Origin of the sequence: Pantoea sp. Cr_R13, assembly GCF_029222565.1 — a bacterium.
Taxonomy (GTDB): domain Bacteria; phylum Pseudomonadota; class Gammaproteobacteria; order Enterobacterales; family Enterobacteriaceae; genus Pantoea; species Pantoea eucalypti.
The window spans coordinates 77,968-89,930 of sequence record NZ_JARHXL010000009.1 but is presented as its reverse complement, the minus strand read 5'-3'; the positions used below and the strand labels follow the sequence as shown (position 1 = coordinate 89,930).

The 11,963-nt window shown below is 52.1% G+C and carries 14 protein-coding genes, 1 pseudogene and 1 riboswitch; of the genes and pseudogenes, 13 read left to right on the top strand and 2 right to left on the bottom strand.

All coding sequences use genetic code 11. The features are described from left to right. Positions 1–135 precede the first annotated feature (135 nt). From P2R09_RS04405 to P2R09_RS04390, 4 genes and pseudogenes are all read left to right on the top strand, one after another. On the top strand, positions 136–846 hold the full coding sequence (locus P2R09_RS04405) for an IclR family transcriptional regulator (protein WP_275767465.1): 711 nt from the start codon (positions 136–138) through the stop codon (positions 844–846). Positions 847–1,127: 281 nt separating this feature from the next. Next, entirely contained in the window at positions 1,128–2,108 is a 981-nt protein-coding gene (locus tag P2R09_RS04400; protein ID WP_275767463.1) for a DUF1852 domain-containing protein, read from the top strand. Between the two features lie 27 nt (positions 2,109–2,135). After that, positions 2,136–3,167 carry a methionine synthase gene (locus tag P2R09_RS04395; RefSeq protein ID WP_003851594.1) on the top strand — a complete coding sequence of 344 codons (1,032 nt, stop codon included), beginning with the start codon at positions 2,136–2,138 and terminating at the stop codon, positions 3,165–3,167. Positions 3,168–3,437: 270 nt separating this feature from the next. Beyond that, positions 3,438–3,892, top strand: a pseudogene (locus tag P2R09_RS04390) (GNAT family N-acetyltransferase). An 86-nt stretch (positions 3,893–3,978) separates the two neighbouring features. Here the strand turns inward: P2R09_RS04390 and P2R09_RS04385 are convergent. Beyond that, positions 3,979–4,557 (bottom strand): XRE family transcriptional regulator, encoded by a 579-nt coding sequence (locus tag P2R09_RS04385; RefSeq protein ID WP_275767461.1) that lies wholly within the window; start codon positions 4,555–4,557, stop codon positions 3,979–3,981. Positions 4,558–4,620: 63 nt separating this feature from the next. Between P2R09_RS04385 and P2R09_RS04380 the strand changes: the two genes are divergently transcribed. The 3 genes from P2R09_RS04380 to P2R09_RS04370 all read left to right on the top strand — a co-directional run bounded on the left by P2R09_RS04380 (position 4,621) and on the right by P2R09_RS04370 (position 6,418). After that, positions 4,621–5,130 carry a GNAT family N-acetyltransferase gene (locus tag P2R09_RS04380; protein ID WP_275768096.1) on the top strand — a complete coding sequence of 170 codons (510 nt, stop codon included), beginning with the start codon at positions 4,621–4,623 and terminating at the stop codon, positions 5,128–5,130. Positions 5,131–5,267: 137 nt separating this feature from the next. Next, the gene (locus P2R09_RS04375; protein WP_275768094.1) at positions 5,268–5,900 is read left to right on the top strand and encodes a LysE family translocator; all 633 of its coding nucleotides are present in this window, start codon (positions 5,268–5,270) and stop codon (positions 5,898–5,900) included. A gap of 89 nt (positions 5,901–5,989) precedes the next feature. Then, complete coding sequence (locus tag P2R09_RS04370; protein WP_275767459.1) at positions 5,990–6,418, top strand: GFA family protein; 429 nt, start codon at positions 5,990–5,992, stop codon at positions 6,416–6,418. A gap of 15 nt (positions 6,419–6,433) precedes the next feature. Here P2R09_RS04370 and P2R09_RS04365 read toward each other — a convergent pair whose 3' ends face one another. After that, positions 6,434–6,979, bottom strand: a complete 546-nt coding sequence (locus P2R09_RS04365; protein ID WP_275768092.1) for an AAA family ATPase — start codon at positions 6,977–6,979, stop codon at positions 6,434–6,436. 152 nt (positions 6,980–7,131) lie between these two features. Between P2R09_RS04365 and P2R09_RS04360 the strand changes: the two genes are divergently transcribed. The 6 genes from P2R09_RS04360 (at position 7,132) to P2R09_RS04335 (ending at position 11,959) form a co-directional block, all read left to right on the top strand. Further along, entirely contained in the window at positions 7,132–8,085 is a 954-nt protein-coding gene (locus tag P2R09_RS04360) for a hypothetical protein (RefSeq protein WP_275767457.1), read from the top strand. 150 nt (positions 8,086–8,235) lie between these two features. Further along, positions 8,236–9,354, top strand: coding sequence for an alkene reductase (locus P2R09_RS04355; protein WP_275767455.1), 1,119 nt, complete (start codon positions 8,236–8,238; stop codon positions 9,352–9,354). Positions 9,355–9,370: 16 nt separating this feature from the next. After that, positions 9,371–9,685, top strand: a complete 315-nt coding sequence (locus tag P2R09_RS04350; protein WP_275767453.1) for a helix-turn-helix transcriptional regulator — start codon at positions 9,371–9,373, stop codon at positions 9,683–9,685. Positions 9,686–9,824: 139 nt separating this feature from the next. After that, a riboswitch (TPP riboswitch) is annotated at positions 9,825–9,944 on the top strand. Between the two features lie 131 nt (positions 9,945–10,075). Then, on the top strand, positions 10,076–11,020 hold the full coding sequence (locus P2R09_RS04345) for an FAD-dependent oxidoreductase (protein ID WP_275767451.1): 945 nt from the start codon (positions 10,076–10,078) through the stop codon (positions 11,018–11,020). After that, positions 11,004–11,201 carry a sulfur carrier protein ThiS gene (thiS, locus tag P2R09_RS04340; protein ID WP_003851578.1) on the top strand — a complete coding sequence of 66 codons (198 nt, stop codon included), beginning with the start codon at positions 11,004–11,006 and terminating at the stop codon, positions 11,199–11,201. Before P2R09_RS04345 ends, thiS begins: the two co-directional genes overlap by 17 nt. A 2-nt stretch (positions 11,202–11,203) precedes the next feature. After that, a complete protein-coding gene (locus P2R09_RS04335) occupies positions 11,204–11,959 on the top strand; it encodes a thiazole synthase (protein WP_275768090.1) in 756 nt (251 codons plus the stop codon). Positions 11,960–11,963: the final 4 nt, after the last annotated feature.

Below are 11,963 nucleotides of genomic sequence, written 5' to 3'. Positions count from 1 at the left end.
TGTACAATATAAAACAACTATATCTATGTTAATTCCGATCGCACCAGTGTTAAGCGTTCATTTGTGATGTAAATACGATGTGAATCACAAATTGCGCGGTAAACTGCCTGCCGTCGCACACAGGAGGACGTACCGATGGGGAATGAAGGCGTAATTGCCGTAGAAAAAGCGCTGGCGCTGCTGGATTGTTTCAAACCTGGCGAGGAGTCGCTGACGCTTACCGCCCTGGCGCAGCTGTCGGGCTACCATAAAACGACGGTTTATCGCCTGATGAACTCACTTGAGCGCATGAACTATGTGATTCGCCGCGACAATGGCGTTTACACTCTGGGGCCCAGACTGCTTTATCTGGGCAAGCTCTATGAGCAGTCCTTCCATCTGGCGAGTATTGTTCAGCCTGAACTGCATGCACTGGCGACCGCGACGGGCGAAAGTGCCTCATGGTATGTGATTGAAAATGAGCAACGACTCTGCCTTTTCAGAGCCGAGCCATCGGAAGGTTTACGCGAAACGCGCCTGCCGGGCACCTTTCTGCCGCTGGATAATTCTGCTATCGGACAGGTGCTTCGCTACTGGGGTCTGAATGAACCTCTGTTTGACACTGCGCCTATGCTTCCCCTGTTCACGTCAGGTATACGCGATCCGCATATCGCGGCGTTCTCAGTACCGGTGTTTGGCGAAGGTGACAAACTGATTGCGGCGCTGGCACTGACCGGGCCCGCATCACGCCTGACGCAGACAACGTGTGACGGTGGGTTGGGTAAACTGATGAAAGAGGTGGCCAGCAGGCTTTCGATCAAATCAGGCGCGCACAAAGTGATGTGCGATAATTTTTATAAAATTTAGCTGCCAGCTTAACCCGCCTGCAGCGAGGCTTTTATGCACGGATTTAACCCACCGGCGTTAAAAGCCTCGCTTTTGTCATGAAAAAATCCCCACTTCCCCACCTCAACATGAATTTCCTTCATGTTCGTTGAAATTTAATCACTTTTTTTCAACCCGGCGTTGAGGCATAAAGTAAGAATTGTTAATAACTTTGAGTCATATGAATGCTTGTAAAGGGATAGCAACGCTGGATAAACCCTTAAAACAACCATTCATCTCAGCGACCAGGATACCCGATAGCGATGAACAATTTAGCCTTTACCCTCAAGCGCATTCGTTTCGACGAAAACTATAATCCTTCGAAAAATACGCGGGCGACGACTAACTTCGCTAATTTAGCGCGCGGCGAAAAACGTCAGGAAAATCTGCATAACGCTCTGGCGATGATCGACAATCGTTTCAACGCGCTGGCGCACTGGGACAATCCTAAAAGCGATCGTTATTCTGTAGAACTTGAGATTATTTCTGCTGAGCTGAATCTTCGCCCGGAAAGTTCGGACGAGCTGTTCCCGGCGATTGAAATTCTTAAAACGCACATCGTGGATCATCAAACCGGTCAGCGCATTGAAGGGGTTGTCGGCAACAACTTCTCATCCTATGTGCGTGATTATGATTTCAGTGTCGTGCTTGCAGAGCACAATAAAGGCCAGTCAGAGTTCAGTCTGCCGGATGATTTTGGTCAGCTGCACGGCAATATTTTTAAAAGCTTTGTTAACTCAGCGGCCTATAAAGAGAGCTTCAGTAAATCGCCGGTTATCTGCCTGAGCGTGTCGAGCAAAAACACCTACGTGCGCACCGGTAACCATCATCCGGTACTGGGCATCGAATATCAGCAGGATGCGCCTTCCCTGACTGACGTTTACTTCGGAAAAATGGGTCTGAAAGTACGCTTCTTCATGCCGCAGGGCAGTGTTGCGCCGCTGGCCTTCTACTTCCATGGCGACCTGCTTAGCGATTACACCAATCTTGAGCTGATCAGCACCATCAGTACCATGGAAACGTTCCAGAAAATCTATCGCCCGGAAATTTATAACGCCAATTCTGCAGCCGGACAGTGCTATCAACCCACGCTGCAGCATCAGGATTATTCATTAACCCGCATTGTTTACGATCGCGAAGAGCGCAGCCGACTGGCCGTCGAGCAGGGCAGGTTTACTGAGGCGCATTTCATCAAGCCTAATCAGACACTTCTCGCACAATGGTCTGCTGAATTCGTTCTTTGATTAATTAAAACCAGAAGGTCACCTGCTATGAAAACCTTATTACCGACATCCACCGCGGGCAGCCTGCCTAAACCTTCATGGATTGCGCAGCCAGAGGTGCTCTGGTCACCCTGGAAATTGCAGGATGATGAGTTAGTTGACGGCAAAAGAGATGCGCTGCGTCTGTGTCTGGACGATCAGGTTCGTGCCGGTATTGATATCGTCAGTGATGGCGAGCAGACCCGTCAGCACTTCGTGACGACATTTATTGAGCACCTCAGCGGTGTGGATTTTGAAAAGCGCGAAGTGGTCCGCATCCGTAATCGTTACGACGCGAGCGTCCCGACCGTGGTGGGTGAAGTCTCACGTCAGAAGCCTGTGTTTGTCGAAGATGCGAAAATCCTGCGCAAACTGACCGATCGTCCTATCAAGTGGGCGTTGCCGGGGCCGATGACGATGATCGATACCCTGTATGACAATCACTACAAAAGTCGCGAAAAGCTGGCCTGGGAATTCGCAAAAATCCTGAATCAGGAAGCCAAAGAGTTAGAAGCAGCAGGCGTGGATATCATTCAGTTTGATGAGCCTGCGTTTAACGTCTTTTTCGATGAGGTGAATGACTGGGGTATTGCTGCGTTAGAGCGTGCCATTGAAGGTCTGAAGTGCGAAACCGCCGTTCATATCTGTTATGGCTACGGCATTAAGGCGAATACCGACTGGAAGAAAACGCTGGGTACAGAGTGGCGTCAGTATGAAGAGGTATTCCCAAAACTTCAGCGTTCGGCTATCGATATCGTTTCACTGGAGTGTCAGAACTCGCGCGTTCCGATGGACCTGATCGAGCTGATTCGCGGTAAAAAAGTCATGGTCGGTGCTATCGACGTGGCAACCCATGAAATTGAGACACCTGAAGCAGTGGCAAATACGCTGCGCAAGGCGCTGCAGTTTGTGGATGCTGAAAATCTCTATCCTTCTACCAACTGCGGCATGATCCCGCTGCCGCGTCAGGTGGCCAATGGCAAACTGCATGCGTTGAGTGCCGGCGCAGAGATTGTCCGCAGAGAGATTCTGGGGAAATAAACTTTTCCTGAGCAGGCTCGGTCCGGCTGGCGATTCGCTAGTGAGAAACCAAAAGTCGGACTGAGTATTATTCCCTGTGCTGGGAGTGGGTTTGCACAGGAATACGTGTCAGCATTAAAAGTACGCTACTACCTATCTTCTGCGCCTCATCTTTTCCCGCCAGCCTCATCGTTAAAATATCTTCTGCCCTGATCCCTTACTCATATCGTCATGTTATATCTGATGTTAAAGCTGATATTGTCAGTCAATCATCAGGGTAAAGGATCGAAGATGAATACAATATTTGAGTGGCGCCATAACCATTATCTGATCAGTACCGACAAGAAAAAATTAGACCAAAAGGCTATCCATCAGTATCTGACGCGCTCAACCTGGGCGGCAGGCATCGACATGAATACTGTCGCCGTGTCGATAGAGAACAGCCTGACGTTTGGCGTCTATGATGATGAGTCACAAATAGGGTTTGCCCGGCTGATTACCGATTATGCAACCTTCGCTTACCTGTGTGATGTTTATATTCTGGAAGCGTATCAGGGCAAGGGCTCAGCAGATGGCTCATGCAGTCTGTTCATGACCATCCGGTTTTCATAAAACTGCGCAGAATCCTGCTCTGTACGACTACAGCGCCCTGGCTTTATGAAAAGCTCGGTTATGAACCCGTTAACCGGGAGAACTATATCTGGACGATTACGCGGCCTGATATCTATGCCGGGAATAATCGTTAAATAAACGTGGCTAAACAGCGATAATCCGTTCAGCAACAGCGCGCTATAAATCCATCATCAAATATGGATGTCTGCCATTAAACGGATCAGACTGGCCGCAGAACGATCACAGCGTATCGACACGCCTTGCTGGTATTATTTCTGAAGACACAATCAGCCGGATCGCCCAGTTCCAGACAGTCGCCAGACGCCATTTCATACGTGCTGGAGCCGGCTTCGAAGGTCAATGACCCTTCCAGTACCCATATCAGCTGACGTCTTGAAATATACGAGATAGCGGGCATCGGCACAGCGGTATTAGCGGGCAGTTCGACACTGACCAGATCGACCGGCATCTCACCCGGTGAAACGTGCCGACGCAAATAGCCGGTTTCAGGATCCTGCCATACCGGCTGATTTTCGTGCCTGACCAGCGTTCCTGTCTGAACTTCGGTCTGGGCCAGAAGCTGCGAGATGCTCATGTCAAAAGAGCCCGAAAGCCGCGCTAACAGCACTGCCGTCGGGCTGCTCTCTCCACGCTCAATTTTGTGGATCATCGCCCGCGATACACCGGAGTGACCTGCCAGTTCAGTCAGTGACCAGCCGCGCTTTTCTCTTTCCTCTTTAACCTTTAATCCGATCCGGATATTCAGGCTATCTTCTTTGCTGGACATTTCATCTAACATAATGGATAACTATCATTGTGTACAATTCATCTACTTTAGTGAATGAGCAAAGGGGTGTCTACCATGATTATTCGTGCGGCTAATGAAAGTGATGCTGATGTGATTGCTGAGATTTATAACGATGCGGTGCTTAACACCACGGCCATCTGGAATGAAAGCAGGGTAGATGTCGCGAACCGCATTGCATGGATACACAGTCGTCAGCAGGCGGGTTTTCCTGTAATAGTGGCAGCGGACAACGATGAAAGCGTGCTGGGATATGCCTCATACGGTGACTGGCGGCCCTGGGATGGATATCGCCACACCGTTGAACACTCTGTTTACGTTCATAAAAACGCACGGGGACAAGGCATAGGTGATGCCCTGATGCGGACGTTAATTCAGCTTGCCTGTAAGAGCAAAAAGCACGTGATGGTGGCGGGCATTGAATCGGAAAATGTAGCGTCAATCACGCTGCATAAAAAGCTGGGCTTCACGGAGGCGGGCACCATGAAAGAAGTCGGCAATAAATTCGGGCGCTGGCTGGATCTGACATTTATGCAGTTGCGTCTGGATGACCGCAAAGATCCATGACTATCACTGCCTGAAAGTTAACGCGCGCATGCGATGGCGGACATCCTTTGGAGGCTGGACGACATCGTGTGAATGAATTGTAAATTCACACACCAGCCGATATAACAGACGGATAACCACTCATCACCGAGGCAATGATGGCGCTTTCACACGAGTTAGTCCTGATCTTCACCACCTATCTTGTCGCCACGGCCAGTCCCGGGCCGAGCAATATGGCCATTATGGGCACGGCAATGAAAAAGGGCAGAGGTGCCGCACTGGCGCTGGCGGCGGGTGTCGTGAGTGGTTCAATGATCTGGGCGCTGCTTGCCGCCTGCGGTGTGCTGACCGTGCTGGCAACCTTCGCCCAGTTACTGATTGCGTTAAAAATCGGCGGTGGCTTATATCTGCTCTGGCTGGCGTTTAAAGCGGGCAAATCAGCATTACGCCGCACGGAAGCAAGTGACTTTACCGTCAGCGATGATCGTGTCGCTTATGGCAGGCTTTTCCGGCAGGGGATCCTGATGCATATCGGCAATCCTAAAGCGATTCTCACCTGGGTAGCCATTATGTCATTTGCACTGAAGCCGGAGGGGATGGCGTCAACGCTACCGATCATTATCTGCGGCTGTGCGGCCATTTGCATGTTTGTCTTCGGCGGATATGCTCTGCTGTTCTCAACTGCCGTCATGAGCGCCTTTTACCGTCGGATTCGTCGGGGACTCGATGCGCTGTTAGCCTGCTGCTTTGGTCTGGCAGGGTTAAAACTGATATTCAGCCGCAACTCGTGACGTTTAATGATGAGTGATAGAATTTTGCTTCTGGCTTAAAACCTGAAATGATCGGGTAATTTAAGAATCCCGACTTACAAGGCAAAAAAATGAAAGGCGCATGTCTCTGCGGAACCGTGACTTTTGAACTATCCGTTACACTCAGGCACTTTTATCGGTGCCACTGTTCACTCTGCAGAAAGCAAAGCGGAACCGGCTATAATCTTGCAACGCTGGTGAATGAGGCAGACTTTAGCTGGCTATCAGGTGAAAGCCAGATCGCTTCCTGGCGTAAACCGACCGGTTATCGCAACGATTTTTGTTCCAGCTGTGGTTCGACCGTACCCAACGCGCTGCGTGACAGGCCCTATATCTGGATCCCAGTGGGTTTACTCAATGAACCTGCCGATATGCAGTGCATCGGAGATTACTGTACCGATGACGCGATGCCCTGGGACACAACCCGTTCAGAGACAAATCATACCGGGCCTGTTGAGTCGCTGAATGCGCTATTGGCGAGCTTAACGTTACTGGATTAATAACAGCAGCCATGGTCAGTTATTCGTAAACGTTAATCCCCAGTATTCCATATAGGCATTCACATCAGTCGAAGAATGCAGCAGAAGTTTAGGGAGTCTGACATCGTCATAAAGTTTCTTATGGCGCTTTCTGTTCTTTGGGGCAGTAAGAATAATATATTTCAGCATATCCAGGGTTATATGCTCTTTGCGCATTCCGAGACCGCCAATTCGCGGCGTGGATGAGTAGCATCTGCGAATATACCGAAACAGCGCCACTGGCACTTTTACATCCAGAAGAATCAATCCTGTGGCGCGCGCGAGACGTTCTTCAATACATTTTGTGTAATTCCCATCCATAACCCATTTTTCCTGACTCACCGCAGCAGCGTGCAAATGCATAAACTCAGCCGGTGCTCTGGGAATCCATTGCGTTCCTGGAATATGGTGAAGTTGATCCAGATGAACGGCAGGCAAGGCTGTTTTGTAGGAAATAGCGTCCGCTAAGGTCGATTTGCCGCTATTCGACGGCCCCATAATACAAATGCGTGGCCCGAGCGCGTCTAAAGAAAGTGTATTAATCACAACTTTTCCTCTGGATATTCCCTGTCTGGTTGCGCTGACCTGCTGGAGGTTCAACTTAAAAATTCTGAAAGCATGATGAAGCGAATTCCTGTCGTAATGGCTCTGATATTTAAACCTCAAATAAGTCGCCTCCCTCACGGATGGAATATATGACTGTAAAGATTAGTTACATCCTGCCGATTAATTGTTCAACCAGACAAACCGTAGAGGGCATTATGGGGTTAATCAGTGGCGTTACCACAGACGTGGCAAGAGGATATACAACCACGCTCATCACACCAAATACTGTATCAGACAGCATTAAAGAAAGTATCACCGCTAAAGAGTTACCGGCCAGCGTGGTGGTAATCTCCCCCGAGGCAAGAGCGTGCCTGCTACAGGCCAGGGATGAGCCGATCTCAGCTGAGCAACAGGAAAAAAATCTCAAGGCACTGGCAGAGTTAAAATCATCCGGTCAGGGGCCGTCCGTTAATCTCGGGTATGCCTTATTCAACGATCCCAATACCAGCTGGGATGCCAGCACATTGAGTCCACTCCTGAGTATGACGGCTGACAATACGCAGAGCGCGATGGATGACTTTGCTGCTGCCTTACATCAGGTACTGGCTGAAGGGCAGGTGGGGCGGGGTCGTTACGATAACAGCGATACCGCAGAAGCCATGGCGCTTACTCTGACTCAGTCTAAGCTCCATAAACTGATTGAAAAATATGTCTCCGGAGATAACCAGAAACAGGCAACGGGCATCGCTGATCAGATGATAAACGTCAAAGTGGCTATTCGTAATAGTGCGATGTTGTCGGGCGCTCAGGATACGCTGACGTTAGCTATGCGTTATGGCACTCGCGACATGCAGGATAGTGCACGTGATGATCTCAAAAGGTTTGAAAGCGGCACCGCACGGCCTCAGGTTGAGCTGAACGGCATGATGAAAGCCATGAATCCGGGCAGTGATATGAACGCTGTATTCAGTGCCTTTGCGGCAATAATCCATACAACGCCGAACCCCGGCAATGCTGCACAACCGTCTATTGATGGCGCGTTGAAGCAGCTGGATATCTATCGCCAGCAGTGGCAGGCGTTCACTGAAAAATACGCTTCTTAATGTTCTGAAGATCCTGCAGCTTGCCTGAGTGCGACGTCTGCAGGACCAACCCCTGATAAACGGTTCCGGAACAAAAGCACAGATTACACATTTACAAATTTAAATGTGTAAATATAATGACACCTCTTAAACATCAGAGGACTTTTTGTTATGCCGTCACTTTTTACCCCCCTGAACCTGGGCGATCTCACGCTTCGTAACCGCATTGTACTGCCGCCGCTGACGCGCTGTCGCAGTGAACAGCCGGGCAACATTCCCGGCGAGATGATGGTGGAGTATTATCGCCAGCGTGCCAGTGCGGGACTGATGGTCACCGAAGGCACCCAGATTGAGCCTCGCGGGCAGGGCTATGCCTGGACGCCGGGGATCCACAGCGACGCGCAAATCGCGGGCTGGAAAAAGGTTACAGAGGCGGTACATCAGGAAGGTGCCACCATTTTCTGTCAGCTCTGGCATGTTGGCCGCGTGTCACACAATGAACTTCAGCCAGGTAAACAGCCACCGGTAGCGCCTTCCGCCATCGCAGCCGATAACGTCCGGGTATTTATTGAAACCGGGCCAGGCGCGGGGATACTGACTGCACCCAGCGAGCCACGGGCACTGACCACAGAGGAAGTTAAAGAGATCGTAGCGCTTTACCGACAGGCAGCGGAGAACGCCAAAGCAGCCGGTTTCGACGGCGTGGAACTGCATTCCGCTAACGGCTATCTGATTAACCAGTTTATTTCAGAGCATACTAATCTGCGAACGGATGAATATGGTGGCTCAGCGGAAAATCGTCTGCGCTTCCTGCGTGAAGTCGTTGAGGCCGTCAGCTCGGTCTTTGGCAGCCATCGCGTGGGTGTTCGGTTTGCCCCTCTGTTTTCGAGTACTGACGAAGAGCGCGTTTATCTCGGCCTGGTTGAAAGCGATCCTCATGCGACCTACATCCGTGCTGCGCAACTGCTGAATGAGCTGGAAGTCGGCTATCTCTCCATTGCCGAAGCGGACTGGGATAATAGCCCGGACATGCCCGAGAGTTTCCGCGTCGCATTGAGGGAAACATTCCGCTCTCCGATCATCTATTCCGGTCGTTACACGGCTGAAAAAGCGCAGTATGTGCTGGAAAAAGGCTGGGGCGATCTGTTTGGTTTTGGCCGTTCATTCATCGCCAATCCCGACCTGCCTGCGCGCATTAAATCGGGTTATCCGCTGAATGAGGTCGATAATGCCTCCCTGTATGGCGGCACTGAGAAAGGCTATACTGACTATCCTGTTTTTCAATCCTGATACTCTGTGAGGCGGCATGTCCCCCGAAAATGCCCTGAAGTTACTGTCCAATCCAACCCGAGTGGCAGTGCTGAAGTGGCTTAAGAATCCTGAAGAAGCGTTTGCGGGCTATACCCAGCTCTATCCCTTCGATCAGTATGGCGTCTGTGCCAGCCTCATACAGGACAAGGCGGGCTTATCACAGCCCGCCACGTCGTTATGCCTGAAAGCACTTCACAGTGCCGGGCTGGTTGAAGCCAGCAAAGTGGGCAAATGGACCTATTATCGTCGTGCTGAACCGCGTATTCGTGAAATCACCGACGTGCTAACACAATCACTGCAGGCGCTGTAAGGCGACTGCAGTTTAAACATCCCTCATTCCCGACTGCGAACGCTTTGCGTTTGGCCCTGACGTAAAACCTTACCAGTCCCGTAAATTCAGAGCAGCCATCCCGTGCGCGCTTGACGAAGCTGCCCGCTTAACTTACAACTAAACCCGTCAGGGGAGTCTCGCCAGAGAGACTGAGAGGCTAATAGCGCATCGCGCGGCTTAGCGACCCTTAGAACCTGACCCAGTTGATACTGGCGTAGGAAGACGGGTATCGCATCAGATACTTGCCGCAGGGGTGCATTCGCGACGTCTCTGCCTTTTCCCTCCGTATCACGGGTCTTCGTTAACGGATAACGAGGCCAAAGTGGAATATCTCAACCTGAATCCCTCTCTTCCTCGCCGGTGGACATCATGAGCCGCTGGTCGGTGCTTGGCAGTGGCGTGGCCGGGCTGTGCGTCGCCACACTGCTGATGGAGCGGGGCGAAACCGTCGAAATCATTACGCAGCCTGACTGTCGTGCCGCCTCACACTGGGCGGGTGGCATGCTCGCGCCCTGGTGCGAAGCGGAAAGCGCGCCTCAGCAGGTGATTGATTGGGGCCAGCACGCTGCAGGCTGGTGGTCGCAACGTGTTGATGGCGTGGAGCAGCAGGGCACGCTGGTGGTTGCGCCGCCGCGAGACAGCCGCGAACTGACACGCTTTGCCAGCATGACGGAAAAACATGAGTGGGTCGTACCGGGTGATATCGAACCAGTGCTTGAAAATCGCTTTGCCCGTGGTCTGTATTTTGCGGCGGAGGCGCATCTCGATCCCCGCCTCGCGATGCAGCAACTGCGTGACACACTACAACAGGCTGGCGTGCCTTTACACAGTGGTAAACCCACCGGCACCATCATTGACTGCCGTGGCATTCACGCCACGGATCAGCAGCCCGCGCTTCGCGCCGTACGGGGTGAAATGCTGGTCCTCCAGACGCATGACGTTCAGCTCTCCCGTCCTGTCCGGCTGCTGCATCCTCGCTTTCCCTGCTATCTGGTGCCGCGCGCAGAAGGGCACTTCATGCTGGGTGCCACCATGGTCGAAAGTCACGACAGCAGTTCGATTAGCGCCAGAGCCATGATGGAGTTGCTAAGCGCCGCGTATAGTCTGCATCCGGCGCTGGCTGAAGCGCGGATTGTGGAGAGCGGCACCGGCCTGCGGCCTGCCTATCCACAGAACCTGCCGGAGATCCGCTTTGAGGATGGCCGTTTTTCGCTCAATGGGCTGTATCGCCATGGCTTTTTGCTGGCTCCGATCATGGCTGAAAACCTCATACTGCAACTGACTCAGGAGATGACTCATGCGAGTTCAACTTAATGGACGCACGATTGAAACCGATGCAGGCACGCTGGCGGAACTGCTGCAGGAGCAGCAGATCGACCCGCGCTCCGTCGCCGCCGCACTGAACGGTGAGTTTGTGCCGCGAAGCCGGTATGCCAGCCAGCAACTTGAGGCGGGTAATCAGCTGGAAATCCTGTCACCGATGCAGGGAGGTTAATGATGTTCTATCAATTCGCGCCGCAATCCCGCTTTCTTCTGGGTACTGCTGGCTATCCGTCTCCCGACATTCTGCAGCAGGCGATCAACGCCTCAGGTGCAGAAATCATTACTGTCAGCCTTCGACGGGAGGGCAGCGAAGGGGGTGCTTTCCGCACGCTACTGCAACAGCTCAACAAACGCATTCTGCCGAATACAGCCGGTTGCCACACGGTAAAAGAAGCCGTGACAACAGCGCAAATGGCGCGTGAACTGTTCGACACGCCATGGATCAAACTGGAAGTGATCGGCCATGCTGACACGCTGCAACCCGATCCTTTTGCACTGGTTGAAGCCGCGCGGATCCTCTGCGCTGACGGTTTCCAGGTTTTTCCCTATACCACCGAAGATCTGATTGTCGGTGAAAAACTACTGGAAGCGGGTTGCGAAGTGCTAATGCCCTGGGGCGCGCCAATTGGCTCCGGTCAGGGGCTGCGCAATATCGAAGGGCTGCGCACGATGCGTGCGTGGTTTAAAGATGTGCCGCTGATTATCGACGCAGGTATCGGATCGCCAGGTCAGGCAGCACAGGCTATGGAGATGGGTTTCGACGGTGTGCTGCTCAACACGGCGGTGGCAAAAGCCCGCGATCCGGTGCGGATGGCCGGTGCGTTTGCTGCTGCAATTTATGGTGGACATCAGGGATTCCAGGCGGGACTGATGGAGCAGCGTGATATGGCCTCTGCCTCTACGCCCATTTTTGGTCTGGCACAGTTCTGAGGAG

What these genes read in the sequence shown, in the direction of transcription:
- P2R09_RS04405 (WP_275767465.1), top strand. Translation starts at nt 136, where the DNA reads ATGGGGAATGAAGGCGTAATTGCCGTAGAAAAAGCGCTGGCGCTGCTG.
- P2R09_RS04400 (WP_275767463.1), top strand. Translation starts at nt 1,128, where the DNA reads ATGAACAATTTAGCCTTTACCCTCAAGCGCATTCGTTTCGACGAAAAC.
- P2R09_RS04395 (WP_003851594.1), top strand. Translation starts at nt 2,136, where the DNA reads ATGAAAACCTTATTACCGACATCCACCGCGGGCAGCCTGCCTAAACCT.
- P2R09_RS04385 (WP_275767461.1), bottom strand. Translation starts at nt 4,557, where the DNA reads ATGTTAGATGAAATGTCCAGCAAAGAAGATAGCCTGAATATCCGGATC.
- P2R09_RS04380 (WP_275768096.1), top strand. Translation starts at nt 4,621, where the DNA reads ATGATTATTCGTGCGGCTAATGAAAGTGATGCTGATGTGATTGCTGAG.
- P2R09_RS04375 (WP_275768094.1), top strand. Translation starts at nt 5,268, where the DNA reads ATGGCGCTTTCACACGAGTTAGTCCTGATCTTCACCACCTATCTTGTC.
- P2R09_RS04370 (WP_275767459.1), top strand. Translation starts at nt 5,990, where the DNA reads ATGAAAGGCGCATGTCTCTGCGGAACCGTGACTTTTGAACTATCCGTT.
- P2R09_RS04360 (WP_275767457.1), top strand. Translation starts at nt 7,132, where the DNA reads ATGACTGTAAAGATTAGTTACATCCTGCCGATTAATTGTTCAACCAGA.
- P2R09_RS04355 (WP_275767455.1), top strand. Translation starts at nt 8,236, where the DNA reads ATGCCGTCACTTTTTACCCCCCTGAACCTGGGCGATCTCACGCTTCGT.
- P2R09_RS04350 (WP_275767453.1), top strand. Translation starts at nt 9,371, where the DNA reads ATGTCCCCCGAAAATGCCCTGAAGTTACTGTCCAATCCAACCCGAGTG.
- P2R09_RS04345 (WP_275767451.1), top strand. Translation starts at nt 10,076, where the DNA reads ATGAGCCGCTGGTCGGTGCTTGGCAGTGGCGTGGCCGGGCTGTGCGTC.
- thiS (WP_003851578.1), top strand. Translation starts at nt 11,004, where the DNA reads ATGCGAGTTCAACTTAATGGACGCACGATTGAAACCGATGCAGGCACG.
- P2R09_RS04335 (WP_275768090.1), top strand. Translation starts at nt 11,204, where the DNA reads ATGTTCTATCAATTCGCGCCGCAATCCCGCTTTCTTCTGGGTACTGCT.